At 63.9% G+C, this 23,888-nt stretch carries 20 protein-coding genes; 2 read left to right on the forward strand and 18 right to left on the reverse strand.

Features of this window, described 5'->3' with window-relative positions; genetic code table 11:
• Positions 1–103: 103 nt before the first annotated feature.
• On the reverse strand, positions 104–514 hold the full coding sequence (locus U1737_RS00125) for a DUF3597 family protein (RefSeq protein WP_332795145.1): 411 nt from the start codon (positions 512–514) through the stop codon (positions 104–106).
• Positions 515–667: 153 nt separating this feature from the next.
• Between U1737_RS00125 and U1737_RS00130 the strand changes: the two genes are divergently transcribed.
• The gene (locus U1737_RS00130; RefSeq protein WP_332795146.1) at positions 668–1,258 is read left to right on the forward strand and encodes a DUF4142 domain-containing protein; all 591 of its coding nucleotides are present in this window, start codon (positions 668–670) and stop codon (positions 1,256–1,258) included.
• A gap of 653 nt (positions 1,259–1,911) precedes the next feature.
• Here U1737_RS00130 and U1737_RS00135 read toward each other — a convergent pair.
• From U1737_RS00135 to U1737_RS00185, 11 genes are all read right to left on the reverse strand, one after another.
• Complete coding sequence (locus U1737_RS00135) at positions 1,912–4,155, reverse strand: glycosyltransferase family 4 protein (RefSeq protein WP_332795147.1); 2,244 nt, start codon at positions 4,153–4,155, stop codon at positions 1,912–1,914.
• Positions 4,152–5,252: a zinc-dependent alcohol dehydrogenase gene (locus U1737_RS00140; protein ID WP_332795148.1), complete on the reverse strand. Its 1,101-nt coding sequence runs from the start codon at positions 5,250–5,252 to the stop codon at positions 4,152–4,154. Before U1737_RS00140 ends, U1737_RS00135 begins: the two co-directional genes overlap by 4 nt.
• The gene (locus U1737_RS00145) at positions 5,245–7,320 is read right to left on the reverse strand and encodes a glycosyltransferase (protein ID WP_332795149.1); all 2,076 of its coding nucleotides are present in this window, start codon (positions 7,318–7,320) and stop codon (positions 5,245–5,247) included. The genes U1737_RS00140 and U1737_RS00145 overlap by 8 nt, the downstream gene beginning before the upstream one ends.
• Positions 7,317–9,533 (reverse strand): UDP-galactopyranose mutase, encoded by a 2,217-nt coding sequence (gene glf / locus U1737_RS00150; RefSeq protein WP_443027070.1) that lies wholly within the window; start codon positions 9,531–9,533, stop codon positions 7,317–7,319. Before glf ends, U1737_RS00145 begins: the two co-directional genes overlap by 4 nt.
• A 180-nt stretch (positions 9,534–9,713) precedes the next feature.
• Positions 9,714–10,895, reverse strand: a complete 1,182-nt coding sequence (locus U1737_RS00155) for a glycosyltransferase (RefSeq protein WP_332795151.1) — start codon at positions 10,893–10,895, stop codon at positions 9,714–9,716.
• A gap of 120 nt (positions 10,896–11,015) precedes the next feature.
• Positions 11,016–11,801, reverse strand: a complete 786-nt coding sequence (locus U1737_RS00160) for an SDR family NAD(P)-dependent oxidoreductase (protein WP_332795152.1) — start codon at positions 11,799–11,801, stop codon at positions 11,016–11,018.
• Positions 11,802–11,815: 14 nt separating this feature from the next.
• Complete coding sequence (locus U1737_RS00165; protein ID WP_332795153.1) at positions 11,816–12,994, reverse strand: zinc-dependent alcohol dehydrogenase; 1,179 nt, start codon at positions 12,992–12,994, stop codon at positions 11,816–11,818.
• A complete protein-coding gene (locus U1737_RS00170; protein WP_332795154.1) occupies positions 12,994–13,578 on the reverse strand; it encodes an SRPBCC family protein in 585 nt (194 codons plus the stop codon). The genes U1737_RS00165 and U1737_RS00170 overlap by 1 nt, the downstream gene beginning before the upstream one ends.
• A gap of 92 nt (positions 13,579–13,670) precedes the next feature.
• A complete protein-coding gene (locus U1737_RS00175) occupies positions 13,671–14,156 on the reverse strand; it encodes a DUF4142 domain-containing protein (protein WP_332795155.1) in 486 nt (161 codons plus the stop codon).
• Between the two features lie 22 nt (positions 14,157–14,178).
• Positions 14,179–15,126, reverse strand: coding sequence for an alpha/beta hydrolase (locus U1737_RS00180; RefSeq protein ID WP_332795156.1), 948 nt, complete (start codon positions 15,124–15,126; stop codon positions 14,179–14,181).
• Between the two features lie 460 nt (positions 15,127–15,586).
• On the reverse strand, positions 15,587–16,255 hold the full coding sequence (locus U1737_RS00185; RefSeq protein WP_332795157.1) for a catalase family protein: 669 nt from the start codon (positions 16,253–16,255) through the stop codon (positions 15,587–15,589).
• Between U1737_RS00185 and U1737_RS00190 the strand changes: the two genes are divergently transcribed.
• Complete coding sequence (locus U1737_RS00190; protein WP_443027060.1) at positions 16,172–16,819, forward strand: IS6 family transposase; 648 nt, start codon at positions 16,172–16,174, stop codon at positions 16,817–16,819. The two genes, U1737_RS00185 and U1737_RS00190, sit on opposite strands and share 84 nt — an antisense overlap.
• Before the next feature lie 493 nt (positions 16,820–17,312).
• On the opposite strand, the gene U1737_RS00195 is transcribed toward U1737_RS00190, so the two are convergent.
• The 6 genes from U1737_RS00195 to U1737_RS00220 all read right to left on the reverse strand — a co-directional run bounded on the left by U1737_RS00195 (position 17,313) and on the right by U1737_RS00220 (position 23,886).
• A complete protein-coding gene (locus U1737_RS00195; RefSeq protein ID WP_332795159.1) occupies positions 17,313–18,479 on the reverse strand; it encodes an alpha-hydroxy acid oxidase in 1,167 nt (388 codons plus the stop codon).
• 235 nt (positions 18,480–18,714) lie between these two features.
• Positions 18,715–19,410, reverse strand: coding sequence for a FadR/GntR family transcriptional regulator (locus U1737_RS00200; RefSeq protein WP_332795160.1), 696 nt, complete (start codon positions 19,408–19,410; stop codon positions 18,715–18,717).
• Positions 19,407–20,192 carry a helix-turn-helix domain-containing protein gene (locus U1737_RS00205; RefSeq protein WP_332795161.1) on the reverse strand — a complete coding sequence of 262 codons (786 nt, stop codon included), beginning with the start codon at positions 20,190–20,192 and terminating at the stop codon, positions 19,407–19,409. Before U1737_RS00205 ends, U1737_RS00200 begins: the two co-directional genes overlap by 4 nt.
• Before the next feature lie 22 nt (positions 20,193–20,214).
• Positions 20,215–21,528, reverse strand: a complete 1,314-nt coding sequence (locus tag U1737_RS00210) for an MFS transporter (RefSeq protein ID WP_332795162.1) — start codon at positions 21,526–21,528, stop codon at positions 20,215–20,217.
• Positions 21,528–22,463 (reverse strand): alpha/beta hydrolase, encoded by a 936-nt coding sequence (locus tag U1737_RS00215; protein ID WP_332795163.1) that lies wholly within the window; start codon positions 22,461–22,463, stop codon positions 21,528–21,530. Before U1737_RS00215 ends, U1737_RS00210 begins: the two co-directional genes overlap by 1 nt.
• A 31-nt stretch (positions 22,464–22,494) precedes the next feature.
• Positions 22,495–23,886 (reverse strand): FAD-binding oxidoreductase, encoded by a 1,392-nt coding sequence (locus U1737_RS00220; RefSeq protein ID WP_332795614.1) that lies wholly within the window; start codon positions 23,884–23,886, stop codon positions 22,495–22,497.
• Positions 23,887–23,888 lie beyond the last annotated feature (2 nt).

A 23,888-nucleotide genomic window follows, 5' to 3' on the forward strand; every position in this document is an offset into this window, starting at 1 on the left:
GCCTCCGAACGCTAGTCCAGCTCGCTAAATTGAGGACGGTTAAGCCAGCAATCTAAGGCCGGAGGGGACCGCATAGGATGCGGTCCCCTCTGAATCGGGCGCGTTAGTTGCGCAGGCTATCTGGAACGATACCGCCGTTATCGGCAAGCTTCTGCATCACAGCCTTATGAAGGGCGATGTTCTGCTCGGCCGAGCCGTCGGCTGCTGCATGGACGTTCAGTTCGCTAGCGAGTTCCTTGCGAGCCGTCAGACTGGAATCCAGGTCCAGCAGCTTCAGAAGATCGACGATCGAGCTCTGGTAGTTGCCCCCGCCATCCTTCATTGATGCCATCTCGCTGAGGACCGCACCGACATCGACGGACTGCTGAGCCGCTGCGGGGGCGGGCTGGGCGGTAGCGGTCGGCGCGGCCCGTGGCGCAGCTTGAGGCGCAGCGGCAGGAGCTTGAGCCGGTGCCGTGGCTGGTGCGGCTTTGTGGTGGAAAACCTTGTTCATGATCGTGCTGAAGATGCTCATAGCCGTGTCCCGATAAGGCCGGCAGCTGTGCCGGCAGACAGGTAGAACGAACTTGCCTCACGATTGGTCCGGGGTTCGTTGCTGGTGCGGAACGGTCCTCGCGAAGCACGCGTTGAGCAGACAGCGGTAATATGCGAGCAGATGGAGAGTATGATGAACTTTAAAGCCCTGACACTGGTATCGGCAGCGGCCCTGTCATTGGCCGCATGCGGAAAGAAGGCCGACGATACGACCGCCGTCGATAACAGCACCTACGCCAATACGTCCGTCACGGACGTGAACGCAGCTGGTTCCAATGATGCGATGGCAGTACCCGCCTCAGGTGGACAGGCCTTCGTCAACATGGCGGCTGCAAGCGATGCGTTCGAGATCGAGACCTCGAAGCTCGCTATAACCAACGGCGCATCTGCTGCGGTAAAGAAGTTCGCTGGCCAGATGATCACCGCCCATGAGGGTTCGACTGCGAAGCTGAAGGCGCTGACGGCAACGCTGTCGCCAGCGTTGACGCCCAACCCGGCGCTGAGTGCTGAGCAGCAGCAGAAGCTTGCCGATCTGAAGACCAAGCAGGGCACTGATTTTGACACCGCTTACGCAGCGGCCCAGGTCGCCGGGCATCAGCAGACGCTCGATACGCTCAAGGGATATGCTGCCACCGGCGACGTGCCGCAGTTGAAGACTTTCGCGTCGGGATTGGCACCTACCGTTGCAGCGCATCTGAACATGGCGAAATCGCTCAAGTCGTGAAATCTGGCCTTAGGCAATAATCTTCTGATCCGAGAGGCGCACCGTTGCGTGCACCTCTCGGTTTGCGATCGGACAGTTTCAGTCGAACCAGAACACCACGTGATCTCGAGCTTGGTGGGTTTCAGTTTCCGAAGTGTCGGTTGAAGGCTTTGTATGAACCTTTCTCAGACCAAGGCCCACCGTAACGCTGCTGCCCAAGAATGTTCGGAAGCCGAGCGGTCCACCCTTCCGCTTGTACGACAGCGTCATCTGCGATCGGCAAAGGCGTGGGATGCGATGGCCAGTCAGGGCGAACTGACTGAGCGTCTGGCGCAGGCGAATGCCGAGAACCGGGTCAAACAACCCTATCAGCAACGGTCGTCGGCTGAGAGTACGTAGGCGAAGTTTGTCGTCTCGTCACTGGCGCGGCTCCCGCACGCGCAACGTCAAAAGATATAAGGAACAACCTCACAATCTGCGGCATGATCAGTAGTAACGAGTCGCCCTAGCGTCGCGTTAGAGAATATTATGATATCTGAAATAATGGAGAGAAAATGACAGCAGTCTGATACACCATACTTGACTAATTGCTGTCAAAACTGACCAAATGCTATGCTGACGGTCTGCCGTGCAAATACAGGCGTGCATTAGTTCAGGCGCTCTATAGGTTATACTTAAAGTGGCTGAGCCCGAATGACGTCTGCGAGCGCGGCATGTGGGATCCGGTTGCCCACGGTCGGCGAGCAGGCGAGTAGGCCGTTGGGGCAGTAGCGGTCGTCGTCCCAGCCGGGATGGTCGAGGATCGGGTAGAGACATGTCCCCTCGACCGGCACGCCGAGCGATTGCGCGATCTTCACCTCGCGCAGGATCATGCGGAGCCACGCCGGGCGGGCGCTGCCCTCGATCCCGGTCTCGGCGATGAAGATCGGGCGGCCGTAGCGGGCGTAGGCGTCGGCGAGGATCGCGTGGAGGGGGCGGCTGAGTGGGTGGTCGTAGGCTAGTGGGGGACCGCCGTGGATCCATTGGTTGTTGTGGTAGAAATTGACGCCGACGATATCGAGCAATGCCGGGCGGCCGCCGATCTGCGGCCACGCCGTTCCGGCTATCATGTCCCAGGCCTGGTATTGCGCGAGGCGGTGGCCTTCGGCGGCGGGGGCGTCGTTGGGGCGGGCGGGGTCGGTGATGACGTTAATGACCGGGTCGGCATGGACGAACCTTGCGGCGGGATCGATCGCCAGGATCGCTTCCATCGCGGCGATCGAGGCACGGGCGAGTTGGACTTTGAGTTCATAGCCGCGGTTGTGGGCGAACGGGTTGAGATAGGCTGCATCGCCACCGCCCCAGGCGAAGAATGAGATTTCGTTGACCGGGGCATAGAAGCGGGTTTCGCCGGGCCCCGCGGGACCGATATGACGCGCGGCGGCGGCGGCGAAGGCGGCGAAGCGGGTGACGAACGTGGGTGCCCAAATGTCGATGTCGTCGGGCAAGCCATAATGGAGCAGGTCCCAGATGACTTCGGTGCCAATCGTCTCGGCGGCTTCTAGCTGGCGATCAAGGCTGGACCAGTCGTAGCGGCCGGGTTCACGTTCGATCAAATGCCAGCGCAGGCCATCGCGGACCGTCAGGATGCCGAGTTTGGCGAGTTCCCTGTAATCGTGCGTGGCGAGGGTGTCGTGATGGCTGGCGGCGATGACGTCGACGCGCTTCCGGTCATGCGCGCGGCGGTGGGTGGAGGATTCGAAGCCGCCTTGCAGTACGCTTCGGAAGAGTCCGGTTGGGCGGGGCAGGGGCGGCCGGTTCGACAGGACTTCGGCGAACAGGGCTTCCCAGCGGGGGACGACGGCGGCGATGGCGTAGTGAGTGTCGACCTTGGCGCGGAGGGCGGTACCGAGACGGGTCCGGAGTGTCGGGTCTTCGAGCAGTTTGGTGATCGCGGCGGCGACTGCTGGTGGATCTTCATGCGGGACGAACAGGCCGCTGACCCCGTCGACGATCTGTTGTTCGGAGCCGTTGTCTCGCGTTGCTATGACGGGGAGGCGTGCGGCGCCGGCTTCGGCAATGACGTGCGGCATGCCTTCGCCGCGCGAGAGCCAGACGAAGATGTCGAGTGCGGCAAGCAGGTCGGGTACGTCGTCGCGGTCGCCGAGGAAGGTGAGGGCGGTGTCGAGGCCGAGCGCGTGCGCGCGATTGCGGAGTGCTGCGGCGTATTCGGGGATGAAGGCGTCCGGTCCGCCGATGACGACGAGGCGCGCGCGTGGGTGGCTGGCGTGGATAAGTGCGGCGGCTTCAATGAAGTCCTCGACGCGTTTCTTCGGGTCGAGACGGCCTAGCCAACCGATCAGCGGTACGTCTTCGGTGATGCCGAGTGTCGTACGCACGGGCACGCGGCGCGCGGGATCGAAGGCGCGCGTGTCGACCATCGATGGGATCTCGATCGCGCGGTGTTCGCGGCCGGGCATGCGGCCGGCGGCGGCGTCGCGGATCGAGGCGCAGACGCCGACATAGCGCGCGGTGAAATGCTTGGGGCCGGCGAGCGCTTCGGAGACGAGGCCGCCATGCTCGATCAGCGGCGGCCGGAGGTGCATGCGTTCGAGCGCGGGATAGATGTCCGCGACGTTCTGGCACGAGACGACGACGTCGTACGCGGGCAGCTTGCTCGCGAGGTAGGCGACGGTCTCGTCGAAACCGAGCGCGTAGGGCGTGCGGTCGACGGGGACGCCGATCGCTTCCAATTGCGCGTGAGTCTGCTCGGGCATGCCGTCTTTTCGGAAGCAGGCGACGACCTCGATCCGGTAGCGCGTCGGGTCGAGCGCTTGGGCGAGCAGCCGCACCTCGGTTTCCTCGCCGCCGACGACGAGCCAGGCGAAGACGAACAGGATGCGGATCGGTCGGGCGTCAGCGGTAAGTGCGGTGCTCAATCGCCGACCTTGAAGACGATCTGGAGGAATTCGGGCCGCTCGCCGACCAGCTTTGCGATGAACTTGGGGGCGTCGTCATAGGGCACGACGTGCGTGATCAGCTGCGCCCGGATCTCCGGGCCGCGGGCGAGCAGCAGCTTCACCGTCTCGTTGGCGAGGCGGCGGCGGTCCCATTGGAAGCCGAGCCCACGGGGGACGCGGTTGATCTGCGCGCAACGGAGGTTGAGTCCGTTGTGGTGGAATTCCTCGCCGAGCCGGAGCCGGTCCGCGCCGCCCTGGTAGAAGGCGAGGTCGATCACCGTGCCCTGCGGCCTCAGCGCGCGCATCGCGGCGTGGAGGCTCGCGGCGTCGGCGCGGGTCTGGAACACGACGTCCGCGCCGCGATCGTCGTCGCCGTGGAGCCAGCGAGCCTTGGCGTACGCCCACGCCTGGTCCTCGGTCATCGCGGTGATGCCGAGACATTCGGCACGCAGGCGGCGGAAGGGGGAGGGGTCGGCGATCACGACTTCGCTCGCGCCGGCGGCTTGCGCGAACAGGGCCGTCAGCATGCCGACGATGCCCGCGCCGATCACCAGTGCGGGGCGGCCGCGGATGCCGTCACCGAGGTTGACGACGTTGGGTCCCAGCAGCTCCGCGTCCGCGTGGAGAATGCCGTTGGCGGCGATCGGACCCATCTGGCCGATATAGATGCCGAGGATCGGATCGAGCTCAAGCGGGAGTTTGGTCAGCAGGTCGTTGAACGGGTCCGCGGTGTGGCCGGTCTTGTGGCCGAAGACGGTTCCGACGACGTCGCCGTTGGTGAAATCGTCGACCCGGCTGTCGCTGACGCGCGCGCATTCCATGTAGCCGAGGAACGGCACGGGATAGTGTGCGCTCGGTTCGCCGGGGACGAACACGCCGCGCCCTGCGTCCCACCGCGAGTGGAGATACGGGTTGCTGTTCTTGACGAAGGTGAGTTCGGTTCCGGCGGAGAAGCCGGTATAGAGCAGGTCGAGGCGGACCTGGCCGTCACCCGGAGGCGCTTCGTCATAGCCGAAGAAATAGGCCTGGCCGGGACGTTCGACGCCGAGCGAACGGACGTGGCGCCACTCAGACATGGACAACCTCCCGATCGCGGACGTCGACCGCGCGGCCTTCGATGGCGGAACGTTCGATCGCCAGCGCGAGGCGGAGCGTTTCGAGGGCGGCGGGGTAGGGGCAACGGATACGGTTCTCAGCCCCGCGGACCGCGTCGATAAAGTCGCGATCCTCCAGCACGACCGGATCGCTGCCGGTGCCGCGCACCGGCCGTCCACGGCCGATATCGATCATGACATCGCGGTCGGTGAGTTCAATGGCAAGTCCTTCGCCGAACAGGTGCAGGCCGACGCGGTGGTTCCAGTTCAGGAGGCAGGTCGAGGCGAAATTGGCGATCGCACCGCTCGCGAAGGTGAGCATCGCGGTGCTGGTAGTGGCGACGTCGAGGCCGGGGAAGGCCGCGCGGTCGATATGGCCCGACTGGCCGTAGACGCGGACTACATCGCCGACGAGATAGCGCGCGAGATCGACGAGATGCGTCGTCTGTTCGAGCATCTGGCCGCCCGATGCGTCCTTCTTCCACCACCAGCGCGGCGGCGGGGTGGAATCGAGCCAATAGCCGGACAGGAGGCGGGCGGGGGTTGCCGAGAGGAGCGCCTTCACCTCGTCCACGGTGTCGAGATAGCGCCAGTGATAGCCAACCGCAGTGACAAGGCCGAGCCGATCAACCGACGCCGCGACGTCCTCCGCGGTGCCGAGATCAAGCGCGACGGGCTTTTCGACGAAGAACGGCAGCTTGTGGTCGATCGCGAGGCGTTCGGGTTCGCCGTGCGCAAATGGCGGCACGCAGATGTAGAGCGCGTCGAGTTCCACCGCGGCCAGCATCGCGGAGGCATCGTCGAACGCGCGCGCGCCGAAGCGGGCGGCGGCCTCGGTCGCGCGGGCCATGTCGACGTCGGCGACCGCGACGATCGCGACGTCGTCGAACTGCTCCAGCACGCCGAAGTGGCGGTTGGCGATGCCGCCTGCGCCGATGAACCCGATCCGTGTCCGCTCCACGCCGTCTCCCTTTGTGTGTTTGGTCTGGTCTTGCACGGCGTCGTAGACCGCGCGCGTGTCGGCGATCATGCGATCGGCCGAGAAGAGGTCTTGCTGACGTTCGATTGACGCGCTGGCCATCGCCTTGAGGCTCTCGCGGTCGGCTAACAAAGTGATGACCGCATCGGCGAAACTCGCCGGGTCCGCGGCGGTCAGGCGACCGGAGACGCCGTCGTCGATCGCTTCGGCATTGCCGGGTGCGACGGTGGCGACGACGGGGAGCCCGGCGGCCATTGCTTCGAGCGCGACCAGCGGCAGGCCCTCGAACGCGGACGGCAGGACGAGCAGGTCGGCGAGCGTCATCAGGTCGGCGACGTCGCTACGAGTCCCGAGCATGCGGACCGTGCCGGCGAGGCCCTTGGCAGCGATCGCGCGCGCGGTCCGGGTGAGGAGGGGACCCTCGCCGGCGAGCAGCACGATCACGTCCGGGTGCGCGGCGCGGATTGCGGGCAGCGCGTCGAGCAGGAGCGCGTGACCCTTTTGTTCGGCAAGGCGCGCCACCATCAGCAATACCGGCACGTCACCGACGCCCCATTCGCCGCGTAGCGCCGCTCGCGACCGTGACGGCCGGTGCGGGCCGACGCCGTTGTGGATCGTCTCGACCAGCGCAGGATCGACGCCGGCCGCGCGGTAGCTGTCGCCGACGGCATCGGAAACGCAGATCAGCCGTGCGAGCGCCGCTGCTGTATCGCGGTGCTCGTCGCACTGCGCCGCATCGGTCAGCAGATAAGGAAGATGCTCGGTGCGGACAACGGGCACGCCCGCAGCCTGCGCGGCACGGACCGCGGCATGGCCTTCCCAGCCGATCCCGGCATGGACATGGACGATATCCGGTGCCGACCGCTTCATCCAGCGCGTCAACGCGTCGTCGTCGTCGTCGTCGAGCATCTTGACCCCAAAGCCCTTGGCGGCGGCGCGTTCGAGCAATCCGGTAGCAGGACGTCCCGCAAAGACGATTTCGTCGCCGGCAAGGCCTTCCGCGAGCATCATCATGTGCGCACCGACGCCCGACGGGGCCAGGCTGTCAGTCAGCAGGCAGATACGGGTCATTCTGCTGCCGATAAAATAGGGGCCTGCGACGTGGCTGGTTCCATAGTAATCTTCGCGGCCATCCGGCGATAGGTGGCGAGCGCTTGTCCCACGACCTGGTCCATATTGTAATAGCGATAGGTCGCGAGCCGGCCGACGAAGGTCACGCCTTCCTCCGCATCGGCGAGCGCTTCGTAGCGTTTGAACAGCGCCTGGTTTTCGGGACGGGGGATCGGGTAATACGGGTCACCCTCCGCGCTCGGGAATTCGTAGCTGATGCTCGTCTTTGTGTGGAGCTGGCCGGTCAGATGCTTGTACTCCGTAATGCGCGTTTGCGGCACGGTTTCGTCGGGATAGTTGACGACCGCGACCGGCTGGTACTGCGCAACGTCGTGCGTCTCGTGTCGGAACTGGAGGCTGCGATAGGGCAGCTTGCCGAAGCGGAAGTCGAAATATTCGTCGATCGGGCCGGTGAAGACGATGTGGTCGACGTCGACGCGATCGATAACGTCGCGGTATTCGACGCCGAGATCCAGCGTGATGCCGGGATGATCGAGCATCGTCTCGAACATCCGGGTGTAGCCATTGGCGGGCATCGCCTGGAACTTATCGGCGAAATAGCGGTCATCGGTCGAGGTGCGGGTCGGCACGCGCGCGGTGACGGCGCGGTCGAGCTCGGACGGGTCGAGGCCCCATTGCTTCCGTGTGTAGCCGCGGAAGAACGTCTCGTAGAGCTCGCGGCCGACTGCGGCGACGACGACGTCTTCGGAGGTGCGGATGTCCTCGACCGATTCCGCGCGGCTGGCGAGGAAGGCGGCGGCTTCCGCGTCGTTCTCGAGCGACAGGCCGTAGAGTTCGTTCAATGTGGTGCGGTTGATCGGCATCGGCACAAGCTTGTCGACGACGCTGGCGAGGACGCGATGTTCGTACGGGCGCCACTCGGTGAAGCGCGAGAGGTAGTCGAATACGTCGGCGGAATTTGTGTGGAAGATGTGCGGGCCGTAGCGGTGGACCAGCACGCCCGCCGCGTCGTGTTCGTCATACGCGTTGCCGCCGATGTGCGAGCGGCGGTCGACGACGAGGACGCGCTGGCCGCTGTCGCTGGCCAGACGTTCGGCGAGTACCGCGCCAGCGAACCCTGCGCCGACGATCAGCGTGTCGTAGCGTTCGCGTTCCGGTGCGGGGCGGAAGGTTCGTTTCGCCTGGAGGACGCGGTTGATCTCGGTGGCCATGGCGGTTTGCGTGCGGTCCCAGGATTGCGTGGCGAGCTGGCGGTCGGCTTCGTCGCGCCAGGCGCCTTCGCGGGGGAGGGCGAGCGCGGCCTCGCAGGCGGTGACGAACGCGGTTGCGTCGGACGCGATCGTTACCGCCGCTGCGTCGCCGTAGTGGCGGATCACGTCGACGATCGGGGTCGAGACGACAGGCAAGCCGCCGGCGAGATATTCGGGCGTCTTGGTCGGGCTGATGAAGCGTGTCGCAGCGTTGATCGCGAACGGCATCAGCGCGACGTTCCAGCCGGAAAGGTACGCCGGGAGTTCATTGTAGCCGCGTCCGCCGAGCCAGTGGATGTTGGCGCGGCGTGGGAGGTGTTCGGGGTCGATCTTCACGACCGGGCCGATCATGATGAACGACCAGTCTGGGCGCTGCGCGGCGACCGCGTCGAGCAGTGCGAGATCGATGCGTTCGTCGATGACGCCGAAGAAACCGAGCTTTGGGCCGGGGATATGGCGCTGGTCCTCGGGTTCGACATTAGCGGTGAGGGCTTGAGCGAAATGCGCGACGTCGACCGCCGAGGGGAAGGCATGGACGTCGCGGTGGCGACCGCGCTTGGTTTCGTACAGGCTGTAGCCACCGGTGAAGACGAGGTCGGCGCGCCCAAGCAAGCGGGCTTCGCGGTCGAGCAGGGCGGGGTCGGCGAAGCGGAACGCGGACAGTTCGTCCATGCAGTCGTACACGACCGCAGCGGCATCGAGATGCTCGGCGAACGTTAGCATCATTGGGGTATAGAACCAGAGAACGGGTTTGGCGCGAATGCTCGTCGCGACAAGCATGTCGAGGAGTTGCCGCAAGCCCGCCTCGGCCTGTTCCGCGTTCCACCAGTGCGGCAGGCGCGGGCGGAGCGCGATCACGTTGTCGGCGGGAAACGGGTGATGTTCGAGGAATGGCAGCGGATGGTCACAGGGGATGTGTTCTTCCCAGACGAACACGCTCTGGGATTGCGCGAACCGCTTCATCAGATGCTGTGGACGTTGCGTGACGAAATCCCAGCGGAGATGCGAGAAGCAGATCAGCGGCGGCGGCGGGCTCGTATCGTCGGTCGTGGAGAGGGTTGGAGTAGGTCCGATACCGTGCACGCTCTTCCAATCCGCGAATCCGCGGTCATCCGCGTTGTTGATCGAACCTAAGCCCACGCTTCAGACCTGACTATGCAAATGTAATTGCTTTGCATCATGTATTTGCTGGATAATAACAGCCAAACGCACAACGCTATGCGTCCATGTCCAGCACGCCAATACGGCGTCGCGGGGCCGGAAATCGGCGTAGGTTTCGCGCATTGTAAGGATCGCATCTGCAAACCCGGTCGTCGAAGCGGTCATCCCAGTCTCGGGCAGGATGAACTGCAATCCGCAGCGTAATCCCGCGTTGGCGAGCACCGGCAGGCCGGCGAGCATGTATTCCGTGAGGATCGCAGGCGCGCCGTCGTCGATCCCGCAGACGACGCCGAACCTAGCGCGGTTCATTAGGCGGTTCACTTCATCTATTGGAACGCCCGGTGGACCGACGAACTCTATCGATAGGGCCTGGTCGCGCGCGCGTTCCCGCAGTGCGTCGGCATCTTCGCCATAACCGAAAACGCAGATCGCACGGACGTCGCGAGGCAGTTGCGCAAGCGAGTCGAACAATATGTCGTGCCGCTTATAGGGTTGCGCGGCGGCCACGTAGATCAGGTCGACATCCTTGGGCGTGCCGAGCGGGCGGAACTGGTCGATCGCGGCGAACTCAGGCCCGACCGGCAGGATCGCGGTGCGCATGCCGGGGTGGCGCGCCTCGACTTCGTCCGACTGCCACTGCGCGCCGGTAATGACGAGATCGAAATGCTCGCTGACGTCCGGTGGTACGCGTAGCGAGGGCGCGTCGATCGAATTGTAGAGGATGATGCTGTTAGCACACAGCGCCAGCAAGTCGGGCGCGACGCCCAAGCCCAGCACGACAAGGATATGCGGCGCGCCGAACGTTTCGACGAACGCATTCATCTGCGACGAGGTGAACCGCGGATGCTCGTCGTCGATCCGAAATGCGCGACGCACGAGAACCGCATTGTCCTTGCGGAACGGCGGCTCATCGTCGCTGCGCCAATGATGCCAGATTTCGGCCTGATCGACGATGCCGGCGGCGACGAGCGCGAGCGGTAGCCGCTCCAAATATCCGCCCGTCACGTCCACGGGGGCAAGATCGCCGATCCAGGGATAGCTCGCCGGATCGGTCGCATGGGCTGGGAGCGGGGCGGGTGAAGGGCGGTCGTGTCCGGGATGCTGGCCATCGACGAAGTCGCTGATGACGATGACCGACCGCCGAGCCGTCAATGGTGCCGCCATCTATGACCCTCCCCCTTTACCAACACTCTTCCAACCCTCGCTTGCGTGACACAACTATGAGATGATTCCTGGTCCCATGAGGCCAGGCATCGTCACGCAATTTGGTTGACGCTCCGCTATTTAGTCCTTCGCGCTGCCCGGCTCGGCCATCTTGCGATGCTGTTCGGCGAGCACCGAACCCGGGATGACGTTGGCGAGCACGCCCTGGACCTTCGTCATAAAGCCCGAGAATACCGACGCCTTCCCGCTCATTAGCGCGTCCCAGCCGTCCTTGGCGACATCGGCCGGATCGCGCTTGTTCGGATCCGTGCCGACCGACGTGTCGTTCATGTCGGCCCGGTCGAAGAATTCGGTATCGACTGGCCCCGGCATTAGCGTGGTCAGCGTGACGCCGTCCGCGTCCTTGATTTCGTTGCGCAGGGCCTCGGTGAAGCTGTCGATGAACGCCTTCGAGCCGTTGTAGACCGCCTGGAACGCACCGGGAATGTAGCCGGCGACCGACCCGGTCACGAGCACCTTGCCGTCATTGCGCGCAACCATCGCCGGCATCACTTTCTGAAGAAGGTACAGCGTGCCGGTGATGTTGGTGTCGATCACGTTGCGCCAGTCAGTGACATTCTGGTCGAGAAAGCCATGGCCGAGACCATGGCCGGCATTGGCGCACAATATGTCGACCTTCCGTCCGTTGGTCGCAGCGAGCAGCGCATCGACGCCCTCGATCGTCGACAGATCGGCCTCGATCGCGGCGACGTTGGTGCCGAACTGCTTGAAGTCGGCGGCGGCGGACTGAATCAGCGCTTCGTTGGCGACGACGAGGATGTCGTAGCCGTCCTTGGCGGCAAGCGTGGCAAGTTCGAAGCCGATGCCCGTCGAGGCGCCGGTGATGATTGCGAATTTATCGGCCATGTCGTCAAATCCTCTCAGTTGAAGCCGGGCTTGAGCACGACCTTGGTCACTTCGTTCTGGTTGTTCTTGAACATGTCGTAGCCCTTCGGCGCGTCCTCCAGGTCCATGCGGTGCGAGATCAGGAAGGTGGTGTCGATCTTGCCCTCCATGATCGCGTTAAGCAGCGCGGGCATGTAATGCTGGACGTGCGTCTGGCCGGTCTTGAGCGTCAGCCCCTTCTCCATCAGCGCACCAAGTGGGAACTTGTCGATGAAGCCGCCATAGACCGCCGGCATCGACACGCGCCCGCCCTTGCGACAGGCGATAATCGCCTGTCGGATCGAATGCGCACGATCCGTGCCGAGGAAGGTCGACGCCTTGATCTGGTCGAGCACGTTGTCGACGAAGAAGCCGTGTGCCTCGAGGCCGACGCTATCGATCACCGCATCGGGACCGATCCCGCCGGTCATCACCATCAACGCCTCGTAGACCGCGCTTTCCTCGTAATTGATCGTTTCGGCGCCGAATTTCTTCGCCAGCTCGAGACGGTGCGGGAAATGGTCGATCGCGATGACGCGCTCGGCACCCATCAGGAACGCCGACTGCACCGCGAACAGCCCGACCGGACCGCAGCCCCAGACCGCGACCGTGTCGCCGGGCTCGATCTGCGCATTCTCCGCCGCCATCCAGCCGGTCGGCAGGATGTCCGACAGGAACAGCACTTTCTCGTCCTCGACACCGTCGGGAATGACGATCGGCCCCACATCGCTGAACGGTACGCGGACATATTCCGCCTGGCCGCCAGCATAGCCGCCGGTCATGTGGCTGTAGCCGAACAGCCCCGACATCGGCTGTCCGTACAGCTCCTGCGCGATATCCTGATTGTCGGCGGGGAGGCCGTTGTCGCACGCCGAATACTGATGCTTGCCGCAGTGATAGCAGCTGCCGCACGCGATTGTGAACGGGACGACGACCTTCTGGCCCTTCTTCAGCATCGACTTGGCACCGACCTCGACGACTTCGCCCATGAATTCATGGCCGAGGATGTCGCCCGCCTGCATCGTTGGGATGTAGCCGTCGTACAAATGCAGGTCGGAGCCGCAGATCGCGGTCGCGGTGACCTTGATGATGCAGTCGCGGGGATTTACGATCTCAGGGTCGTCGACGGTGTCGACGCGGACGTCGTGCTTACCGTGCCATGCCAGAGCGCGCATCAGGCGAGTTCCTCTTCATGCTGTTTGCGGTTCATCGCCGCGGTCGCGATCTCGCCGGTTTCCATCAACTGCTTGAACCGACGCAGGTCGCGCCGTGCCTGGATCGCGGGCTCGCGCTGGAACATCTTGGCGATTAGCTTGCCGACGATGCCCGCGGGAGGATCATAGGCGATCGTCGCGGTGACGACCGTGCCGCGCGCGCCAGCATCGCGAAACTCGACCCGGCCGCTATGCGCGACATCAGCGCCGGGCTCGGACGTCCAGGCGATCAGCCGGTCCTTCACCTCTTCGGTAACGACCGCGTCCCATTCGACCGTCTTGCCGGCGGGAGCCCGCACGACCCAGTGGGATCGCGTGTCGCTCAGTATGTCGATCCGTTCGACGTTCTCCATGAACGTCGGCAAATTGGCGAAATCGCGGAAATACGCGAAGACTTCCCTGACCGGACGGTTGATCGTCACGGCGCGAGCGACGATCGAGCCGTCGCTGCCTTCACCAAGGGAACCGATCGCCGCGGAAGCATCACCCTTCTTCCAGGTCGATGGCGGTGCATCGTCCCGGTGTTCGGAGGTTTTGTCGGTCATGTCGGTTCTCCTGTCCTGGATCGAAATCGTTGCCCGGGATGTCCGCGGGTATCCTGTCGGCGCGTCCTGCACCGACCGGATACCCCAGCGGATTACATGGCCTTCAGCATCATGATGTGATGCTCGACGACGGGGACGATCGCCGCGGCAGTCGTCTTGAGCGCAGGCGCGGTGCCGTCCATCGCATAGGCCTTCTGCACGGCGAGAGCCTGGCCGTGCGACGCCTTCTGCTGCGCCACATAGGCTGCGTCGCGTGCCGGCCCAGTCTCGGCACGCAGCTCCGTGATCAGTTCCTGCTGCAACGGCATCAGCTTCGGCGGTGCGACACGAACGCGCGATTGCATCGCGGCAGCCTTGACGTCCGCCGTGCTCTGGGCGTGCTGCGTGATCATCATCTGGGCGAAGTCGCGCAGCTGCGGGTTCTGCGTCGTCTCGAGAACGACCTGGCTCGACGTGATCTCGTACAGATCGCTTGCCCCCGCGGTCGTCACATACTCGGTCGGCGTCATGACCTGTGCCGAGGCCGGCGCCGCGAGCAGGACCGCACCGAATGCGGCCGACATCATCATTATCTTCATCGGAATGATCCTTGATCTGAGATTAATTTCGGATGCCGAAAGCGACCTTGAGCCGGCCGATTGCATACATGTTTGCGTCGTATGCACCGCGCACGACCGCCCCCATGCCGAACATCTCGTGCGTGACGCCCGGGAAGGTACGCTGCTCGACCTTGTCGCCCGCCGACTTCATCGCGGCGGCCAGAGTCTCGCCGTCCGAGCGCAAAGGATCGATCTGAGCGTTGACAATCGTCGTTGGCGGCAGGCCGCGCAGGTTCGCGCCGACCAGGTTCAGGCGCGGGTCCTGTATGTCCGCTATCGACGTCGTGTAGTAATGGCCGAACCACTTCAGCATCGCCGTATTGAGCGGCTTCGCATTTGCCGAATCCTTGCGCGACGGCAGGTCCATGCTGCTGTTCGCAATTGGATAGACCGACAGGATGTGCAGCGGCTTGGCCAGGTTGTTGTCGCGCGCATAGATCGCGGTCGCGACCGCGAGATTGCCGCCGGCGCTCTCGCCCGCAAGAGCCAGCTTGGCGGTGTCGCCGCCCCAGCTTGCCGCGTTCTGCAGGACCCAGCGATAGGCCGCGAACGCATCGTCATGCTGTGCCGGGAACTTGAACTCGGGCGCATGGCGATATTCGACCGACACGACGATGGCGTTCAACTGCTTCGACAGAAGCCGCGGCGCCGCGTCATAGATGTTGACGTCGGCGATGACCCAGCCCCCGCCGTGATAATACACGATTACCGGCATCGGTGCGCCGGTTGCGCCGGCAGGCTTGTAGATGCGCGCGAACTGCATCGGATCTCTGCCATAGGGCAGGTCCTGCGTCGTTACGGCGGGATCGGGCGCAGTCGACAGGCCCTTCAGACGCATTGCTGTGTGTGCGGCATCGGCAGCGCTTGGCTGTATCCGTGCCTTGACCGGCGTCAGCGTCTCGATCGGCTTCGCACCGAGGCGGGGCAGCTGGTCGAGGACCACCTGCATATCAGCTGCGGCAGCCGGCGGTTGCACGGCAACGCGCGATGGTACTGGCGGTGGCGGTGCGTTCGTCGACGTAGTGGATTGCGCAATCGCGGCACCGGAGGTTCCTATTAGCACCGCCGCTACAAAAAGCTTCATCGTCATGAAATTTTCACCCTGTTTCTGCCCGGGGCTTCAACATCGGCATCAACCGTTCGTTCCGCTCACGCACCATCCAAACAGGGATACTTAATCCAAATCAAACAACAAGTTAGTGAGAACCCTCAAATCTTGGAAAACCAGACCGTTTTCACAGTTCAAGATTGGCGACACATCTGATTGCTAAAGTTCAGCTAACCCCGAAGAAATAACCACCGACCAGTTTATACGCCCGACCTGCTTGAATGGACACGAACGATAAACCAACGACCGCAATCAGCCCGGTGTCGTCAACAGCGTGTCCGACCAAGTCAGGCGCATAGGCTCAGGCGGGAATCTGATCGATGCTGGCGGTGTTCTGCTCGGCCACACCGTTATCGCGGTGGCGCAAAGCAGACAGCGCGCGATAGACCTGCAGCCGGGCGCGCATCACCGATCCCAGCGGACGATGCGCGGCCAGACTGCGTGCCGGGCGGAAGGTCATCACGTCGTCGAAATACTGGACGCGGGAGGCGCTATAGGCTTCCTGTCGCGGGATGCGGATCGTTCCGACCGTCAGGTAACGGCTGTCCTCCTCGGGCCAGTCGACCGAGGTGTCCTCGATCGGCTGCGTCTCGGCGTCGGCCCAGAGCTGTACGCGCAGTTCGAAGACCGCGTCGTGTTCGCCGGAATAGCGGACGGCGGCATGACGGAAGCCGTCTTCATCCTGATCCGGGTCCAGTTCCCAGTCCTTTAGGGCGGCCTGTTCGGGCGAGGCGGGGAAGGCGCCGAGCTTGGCGACGGGTTTTGTCAGACCAACGTGGCAGGCGGGGCGGGGGGATGATACCGGCCCGGGATGAGCCGAAAATCGAGGGCACTGCCGCCTAGCCCGTTCCGTCGTTTCAACTCGTCGCCGGAGGTGATCCGGCTCGTGGTTATGATGTACGTCTGCTTTCCGCTTTCGCTGCGCAATGTCGAGGACCTTCTGTTCGAGCGCGGTATCGACGTCTGTCACGAGACGGTGCGCATGTGGTGGAACAGGTTCGGCCCGATGTTCGCCGGCGATATCCGCCGGCAGCGGGTAAGCGCGATGCGGGGCTTCCGCCACTGGCGCTGGCACCTGGACGAGATGTACGTGAAGCTGAACGGCGAGATGGTGTACCTGTGGCGGGCTGTCGATCACGAAGGCGAGATTCTCGAAAGCTACATTACCAAAACCAGGGACAAGGATGCAGCGCTTACCTTCATGAAAAAGGCGCTAAAGCGTCATGGCAGGCCCGAGACGATCACCACTGACGGACTGCGCTCGTACGGTGCCGCGATGAAAGAACTGGGCAATACCGATAAGCAGGAGACTGGACGCTGGGCCAACAACCGGGTCGAGAACAGCCACCTGTCGTTCCGGCGAAGGGAGCGCGCGATGTTGCGTTTCAGGCGAATGAAGACCCTGCAAAAGTTCGCTTCGGTCCATGCCAACGTTCACAACCACTTCAATCTCGAACGCCACCTCGTCGACCGCCAGACCTACAAGGAACGACGCTCCGCCGCCCTGGCGGAGTGGCAGATCCTCGCGAGCTAGGCCGCTGCGCTCAAAGCCCGAGATGCATCCTGTGGAGAGCGGTTCGCGTTAGACTGACAGCACCTTTCGGCTGGATGGCGCCGTTCGCCGCGCTCGACATGATCGCATCGAGTGACTGGACGCGTGCGCGTCTTGGATGGGAGCCGACGGGGCCTGATCTCCTCACGGACCTCGCCGCGATGGACTTTTCGGCGCTCGCTGACGCTTGATCAACCACCGTCGCTCGCTGCCCAGTGGGCCGAGCGGCGTTGGATGCCGTTTCTGGTTTGATAGGATTGCACATGCCGATCCTAGTGATGACGCCTGTGAGCTACCGAAATGAACGGATGTCCGTTCTTGGGTCGTGTGCGAATGGCCGTGAATGTCGCGTTCTGGGTCCTACCCGCCGAGAGCCTTCTAGCGGTGGACGCCCCTTCACGACTAGGGCCGATATTTTGTGAGGCGGCAGCGGCATTAGATTACGCCATCGGCGATCTGGTGATGTTCGACGTGCTTAAACTCTCTCGTTCCGTCGATGGCGGATATGGCGGGGGGATAAGGAGGCGATGTCGTTGATCCCTGCTAGCGCCAGGGTGCGCTCAAACTCCTGGGTTAGCAACGTCAGCAAGCGATCGACGCCCTGTTCACCGCCAGCGGCCAAGCCATAAAGATACGGGCGCCCGATCGAGCAGGCAGTCGCCCCCAGGGCAAGCGCCTTGACCACGTCCGAGCCCCGCCTGATACCACCGTCGCAGATCACGTCCGGTGCGTCGCCAATGGCGTTTCGCACCGCCTGGATCTGATCGATTGGGGCGGGTGCACCGTCCAACTGACGCCCGCCGTGGTTGGAGATCATGACGCCGGTTGCCCCCGAGGTAATCGAGCGACGTGCGTCCTCGGGAGTCATTACACCCTTGATCGCGAGCGGCCCGTTCCATTCGCGGGCAAGCCATTCGACCTCGCGCCAGCCAACCGAGCGATCGAACTGGCCGCCGATATAGTCGAACAAACTCATCGGCCCCGATGACAGCGCATCGACCTTGTGGCTGACGTTCGCGAGGTCGAACTTCGATCCGGTGAGCGCTGGAATCGACCACGAGGGGTGGAGTGCGAAGCTGAGCAACGACCGGAGTGTCAGCTTTGGCGGCAGCGAAAGGCCGCTGACCCGGTCGCGTTCCCGATTGCCGGCGACCGGCGTGTCGACCGTCAGGGTAAGTCCTTGGAAGCCCGCATCGCGACAGCGTGCCACGAACTCGGCGGTCAGCCCGCGATCCTTGAAGATGTAGATTTGAAAAACCTTCGGCCCGGCGAAGGCTTGCGCGAGATCCTCCAGTCGCGTCGTGCCCATCGTCGAGAGGCTGTAGAGAAGGCCGTGCCGTGCCGCCGCGCGCGCCACAGCAAGCTCGGCATGCCCATGAAACATGCGCGTCAGGCCAGTGGGCGAAAGCATGAGCGGCCATTGCGAAGGCTGCCCAAAGATCTTGGTTTTCGTTCGGATCTCCGACACGTCATTGAGGACGTCAGGAACCAGCTCGTAGTCCGCGAAGGCCGTGGCGTTCCGGCGCAGCGATATCTCATCGTCCGCGCCGCCATCGATATAGTCGAAGATCGGCCTCGGCAGTCGACGGCGAGCCATCAGGCGCAGGTCGGCTACGTTGTTTGCACGGTCTAATCGCGTCATGTCTAACCCTGAACGGAGTAAGCCTGAAGTCGCCAGCGCCGAGCGGAACGTGTCCACGCAGCCGGATGGCTATGTCGGGCAATGCGGTCTTGCCGGAATTGATCTTCATCGGTGTTTCCCGCGCCGCCTAACGGATCGATCTTGGCGCTCACCACCGAATGCGGCCAAGCCGAAGAACACTGGGTTCAAACGGGGGGAAGGGCAGAAAAATCGACCTGTCGCCGCGGTGCGGCCGCTATAGTACGGCGCCGATCGACTGGTCGAAATGTGCATCCATCAGCGCGTTTGCCGCGATAGCGTCGCGGTCGCCGATAGCGAGCGCGATGTCCACGTGGCGCCTTAGTACAATCGATCGCGCCTCTTCCGTGTGGCGGGTTTCCCAAGCTGCCGGTATCGCAACGGTCATCATCGGCTCGAACGATCGGACGACCTGGAGAAACAACGCGTTGCCGCTGGCGCGGGCGATCGCCTGATGAAAGACGATGTCATGGCGGGTTATGTCAGCGATATTGGTTGCGGTGGCCATCGCTTGCGCGGCAGTTCGTATGATGGCAGCGTCGGCATCGCTGCGGCCGCGAGCGGCGAGTTCGGCAGTGCGTAGCTCGAGCGTGCGGCGGACGTCCCAAACCTCGGCTACCGACACCTGCGCTGTCGCGACCGCATGGTCGATCGAGGTTCCCATCACCGATCCGTCGATCGCCCCCACCCGCGCGCGTCGCCCGTTGGCTACGTCGATCAGACGAAGGGCAGCCAATGCGCCGAACGCCTCGCGCATCACTGCGCGGCTGACACCAAGCTCGGTCGCAAACTGGCCCTCGCCAGGCAGCGTGTCACCGACCTTCATATCTTGTTCGCGCATGTAATTACGTACGCGGCGTACCGCGCGATCGACCAGCGAGCCGCCTTCCTCCAGACGATCCATCGTCTTCATGCCGCTAGCTGCGACGCGCGGAGACGTGTGGGCGGCACGCCGAAGCGGCGCGCGAATGCTCGGGTGAAGCTTGCATTATTCCGATACCCGCAGCGATAGCCGATCGCAGATACAGGAAGGTCGGTCGCCAGCAGCAGGCCGCGCGCGCCGGACAAACGCTTGTCAGCGATCGCGTCAGCTACGCTTGAGCCAAACATCTGGCGAAAGCCACGGGTGAGCTTTGCGCGATTCAGGCCACAGGCGCGCGCGACCGTATCGAGCGTCAGTTTCTCCTGCCAACGATCGTCGATCAGCTGCCGCGCCGCCGCGAGACGGCGCGTGTCGCGTTCCGACAGGTCGCCGACACCATCAGCCGATATCAACGCGCCCTCGTGGAGGCAGGAAAAGCTCGCGCAGAGCAGTTCAATGCTCTTGGCGAGGCGCAGCGTATTCCGAGCCGGCTCGGGCAACGGACAATCGCGTAGGGAAAGGACCAGCGTGCGCAACTCAGTCGGCAGATGCCATATAGCGCAAGGACCGGGAAGCGCGCCGAAGATACGCTCGCACGCAGTCGCAGCGACCGCGAGTACGACGACCGCATCAAGATCCGACCCGGTAGCGTGGCTCATCGTAGCGGCCGTCCCGTCAACGCCCAGACAGAAGCGAAGGACGACTGCGTCGTCGCTCCATGCATCGTCCTCGATAGGACCCCGTCCTATGAACGCCAGCATTTCCGGTGAAACGTCGATCCGCCGTTTCGGGGTGATTGTCATGATCCTCTCCTCCGTTGAGGTTGCGAGCACAATGCACCTTTCCGAAACGTCGTCAATTGCTATCTGATAGGTCCGCAATTGCAGACAGTGGCGCGGTACGAATTGCGATCAGGAAGGCAACGACCGACAACAGACTCGTCGCGACTCCGACGATGGCAAGCGCGTTGCCGAGATGTGCCTCGCCGCCAAGCAAGCTGCTAGTCCACGTCACGAGTGACGGGGCGATGCCGAAACCGATCAGGCCAGCGATCGCTATGAAGGCACCGATGCACAACCCGCGCAGTTCGTTGGGGATGAGGACGGTCAACGCGACCGATGTAATCAGCCCCGTCACCGCACCACACAGCGTTAGCGTACCGAGCGCTATCGCAAACCAAGTGACTGTCGGGCCGACCGGAAACAGCGCGGCGGGGACACCAAGCGCGGCGGCAGCCAGCGCGCCGATCAGCAACCCGCCTCGGACCTCGCTCTTCTGCCCGATATCAGCAGCAAACCCACCTAGCACTGTGCCAGCGAGCCCGCTGACCAGGATCAAGGCTCCCATCCATCCGGCAAAATCGCCCGGTTGGAGGCCAAAATGACGCGAGAGCACCGGTGCAGCCCAGACGAGCGCAGCGTTGTCAGCCATCACAACCGCAACCTGACCGATGAAAAGCGGGATCAGGAACCTTCGGCGGGACCAGAGTTCGCCGACCAGCACCGCGAACGGTGCCCGAATGCTCTCGGCGACTTCGCGACGTGCGGGTTCACGGAGCAGCAGCAGTGGCACGATCATCACAAGGCTGAGAATGGCAAGTACAGCATGCGTGCCACGCCAAGGGGATAACCCGGAGAACAGTGGCATCATACCGCTGGCAAAACGCCCGAACAGCCAGCCGCCGAGCGCAAATGCGCCGGCAATGCCTGCGGTCTTGCCGAGGTTGACGATCAGCATTGCGCGGCCACGTTGGGCAGGGGCACACAGATCGGCCGTCAGCGACAACGCCGCGGTCAGTGCGCCTGTCGTGCCGGTCGCGGTCAAAACGCGAGCGGCAAACAGCATCACGGTGCCTGTCGCCACTGCGGTCAGCGCTGTGCCAAGCGTCCAGACCAGCGCCAGCCCGATCATCAGCCGGACACGATTGACGCGATCGACCAGGATACCGACGGGGATCGAGCACACGACCAGCGCCAGCGCAGCACTTGCTCCCTGGATCAGCCCCAGCATCGTGTCGGTCAGCCGCAACTCGGCTTTGACGCTTTCTTGCACCGTCGCGAACGACCCCATCATGGCAAAGCCGATCGTCATCGCGAGGGTCAGCGCGAGCAGCGACGGCAGGGCACGGCCGAAACCTATCGCTGGGGGGGCAGTGATTGGCGTCGCCATCAGCGTAGCCCCCGGCGTAGCGCGTCGATCCGCATCGCCTGCGCGCGGTCGGCGACGCCGGGACCTGGTAGCAGGTCAAAGCCATGGAACGCACCGGGGTGGACGTGAAGCTCGGTCGGGACGCCGGCGGCGATCAAGCGACGCGCGTAGTCGATATCCTCATCGACGAAGAGATCGAGCGCGCCGGTCATGATGAACGTCGGCGGTAGTCCAGCGAGGTCGGTCGCGCGCGCGGCTGCGGCGTAGGGGGAGACGCCGTCGCCCCCTGGCTCCTGGCCGAGTAGCGCGGTCCAGCCGAACCGGTTGTTGTGCGGTGTCCAGATGAACTTGCCGGCATGCGCATGCGGTTCGCCCACGCAGGTGCGATCGTCGATCATGGGATACGTCAGATGCTGGAAGGCGAGAGCGGGTCCACCCCGGTCGCGCGACATGAGCGCAAGTGCCGCGGCGAGGCCGCCGCCCGCGCTCTCGCCCATCACGCCGATCCGCGCAACGTCGATACCGAGGTCGTCGGCGTTCGTGACGGTCCAGGTTAAGCCTGCATAACAATCCTCGATCGCACCGGGGAAGACTGTCTCGGGTGCGAGCCGGTAGTCGACCGACACGATGACACAGTTCAGTGCGGTGGCGAGCGGACGGTGGATGGACTCCAGCTCCTTGGCGCCGCCACCGACATAGCCGCCGCCATGGATATGATAGATGCAGCCGAGCGGACCGCTAGCGTCACGGGGGCGGTAGATATGCAGCGAGACGTCAGGCGCGCCAACGGGCCCGGCAATCCGGTGCCGCTCCAGATCGACACCGCCATTCGGGGCAGGCGGGAGGGGCAATTCGCGCCCGCGGAGGGCCGCCAGGGTCTCCGACGTGAGCGTTACGGTCGGCCACGCATCGAGTAGCGGACGAAGCTCGGGATCGACTAGGGGCAGGCTGGTCATCGAATACTCCCTTGGAGACGTGCGCCACTGCTCACAGGGTAAAGATCTTGCCCGGGTTCATGAGGTTCAGCGGGTCGAGTGCGCGTTTGATCGTCCGCATCAGGTCGACAGCATCGCCCAGCTCAGCGACGAGCCAGTCCTGCTTGCCGATGCCAATGCCGTGCTCGCCGGTGCAGGTGCCGTCCATCGCGATCGCACGTTCGACGAGGCGACGGTTGATCGCTTCCACTTCCTCGAACTCGTGCGGGGCGGTGGGGTCGATCGAGAAGATCACGTGAAAATTGCCGTCGCCGACATGACCCAGGATCGCGGCGGGAACAGTGCCTGCATCGATGTCGGCACGCGTCGCCAGGATGCACTCGGGCAGGCGGCTGATCGGCACGCACACGTCGGTGGTCCAGCCGACCGCGCCCGCCCGCACGTTGACCGCGGCGTAATAGGCCTCGTGTCGTGCCTTCCAAAGCCTGGCGCGTTCCTCGGGCTGGTTCGACCATTTGAATGCCCCGCCGCCGTTCGCGTCAGCGAGTGCGGCTACGGTTTCGACCTGTTCGGCCACGCCCGCGGGCGAGCCGTGGAATTCGAAGAACAACGTCGTCACTTCGGGGTAATCGAGTTTTGACCAGCGATTGACCGCCGCCATCTGCTTGTCGTCGAGGATTTCGACGCGAGCGAGCGGTACGCCGCACTGGATCGACTGGACGACGGTATCGACCGCGCCTTGCAAGGACTCGAACCCGCAGACCGCAGACATGATCTGTTCGGGTATCGGATGGAGACGCAGGCTGATCTCAGTGATGATGCCTAGCGTGCCCTCCGCACCGACGAACAAGCGGGTGAGGTCATAGCCCGCAGCCGACTTGCGCGCCCGCGTCGCGGTGCGGATGACGTTGCCGTCCGCCGTCACGACGGTCAGTGCGAGCACTGCTTCGCGCATTGTGCCGTAGCGGACCGCGTTTGTGCCGCTTGCGCGGGTTGAGGCCATCCCGCCGATCGTCGCGTTGGCACCGGGATCGATCGGAAAGAACAGCCCGGTGTCACGCAGGTGCGCATTCAGTTCCTCGCGCCGTACTCCCGCCTGGACGACGCAATCGAAATCCTCCGCATTAATCGCGAGGATCGCGTCCATCCGCGAAAGGTTCACGCTGACCCCGCCGAGAACCGCAAGCGCATTGCCCTCGATCGACGTACCCGCGCCGAACGGTACGACCGGCACGCCCGCCGCGGTACACAGCCGTACGCAGTCAGCGACTTCCTCCGTCGACGCGGCAAAGACGACCGCGTCAGGCAAGGCCTCGGCAAAATGGGCCTCACTCGTGCCGTGTTGGCGACGGATGCCCTCGCCCATTGCCAGGGCGTCGCCAAAACGCTGACGAAGTGCCGCGACGAACGCCTCATCGAGCAGCGGGCGGGGGGGCGTGGGCATGT

The organism is Sphingomonas fucosidasi, assembly GCF_036663855.1.
Classification (GTDB): domain Bacteria; phylum Pseudomonadota; class Alphaproteobacteria; order Sphingomonadales; family Sphingomonadaceae; genus Sphingomonas; species Sphingomonas faeni_B.

Bases quoted from the DNA above. Each gene is read 5' to 3' on its own strand.
- U1737_RS00220 (WP_332795614.1), bottom strand. From the start codon at position 23,886: ATGCCCACGCCCCCCCGCCCGCTGCTCGATGAGGCGTTCGTCGCGGCA.
- glf (WP_443027070.1), bottom strand. From the start codon at position 9,533: ATGAAGCGGTTCGCGCAATCCCAGAGCGTGTTCGTCTGGGAAGAACAC.
- U1737_RS00140 (WP_332795148.1), bottom strand. From the start codon at position 5,252: ATGTCTGAGTGGCGCCACGTCCGTTCGCTCGGCGTCGAACGTCCCGGC.
- U1737_RS00130 (WP_332795146.1), top strand. From the start codon at position 668: ATGAACTTTAAAGCCCTGACACTGGTATCGGCAGCGGCCCTGTCATTG.
- U1737_RS00210 (WP_332795162.1), bottom strand. From the start codon at position 21,528: ATGGCGACGCCAATCACTGCCCCCCCAGCGATAGGTTTCGGCCGTGCC.
- U1737_RS00180 (WP_332795156.1), bottom strand. From the start codon at position 15,126: ATGCAGGTGGTCCTCGACCAGCTGCCCCGCCTCGGTGCGAAGCCGATC.
- U1737_RS00195 (WP_332795159.1), bottom strand. From the start codon at position 18,479: ATGACGCGATTAGACCGTGCAAACAACGTAGCCGACCTGCGCCTGATG.
- U1737_RS00160 (WP_332795152.1), bottom strand. From the start codon at position 11,801: ATGGCCGATAAATTCGCAATCATCACCGGCGCCTCGACGGGCATCGGC.
- U1737_RS00215 (WP_332795163.1), bottom strand. From the start codon at position 22,463: ATGACCAGCCTGCCCCTAGTCGATCCCGAGCTTCGTCCGCTACTCGAT.
- U1737_RS00125 (WP_332795145.1), bottom strand. From the start codon at position 514: ATGAGCATCTTCAGCACGATCATGAACAAGGTTTTCCACCACAAAGCC.
- U1737_RS00200 (WP_332795160.1), bottom strand. From the start codon at position 19,410: ATGAAGACGATGGATCGTCTGGAGGAAGGCGGCTCGCTGGTCGATCGC.
- U1737_RS00165 (WP_332795153.1), bottom strand. From the start codon at position 12,994: ATGCGCGCTCTGGCATGGCACGGTAAGCACGACGTCCGCGTCGACACC.
- U1737_RS00170 (WP_332795154.1), bottom strand. From the start codon at position 13,578: ATGACCGACAAAACCTCCGAACACCGGGACGATGCACCGCCATCGACC.
- U1737_RS00145 (WP_332795149.1), bottom strand. From the start codon at position 7,320: ATGACCCGTATCTGCCTGCTGACTGACAGCCTGGCCCCGTCGGGCGTC.
- U1737_RS00155 (WP_332795151.1), bottom strand. From the start codon at position 10,895: ATGGCGGCACCATTGACGGCTCGGCGGTCGGTCATCGTCATCAGCGAC.
- U1737_RS00175 (WP_332795155.1), bottom strand. From the start codon at position 14,156: ATGAAGATAATGATGATGTCGGCCGCATTCGGTGCGGTCCTGCTCGCG.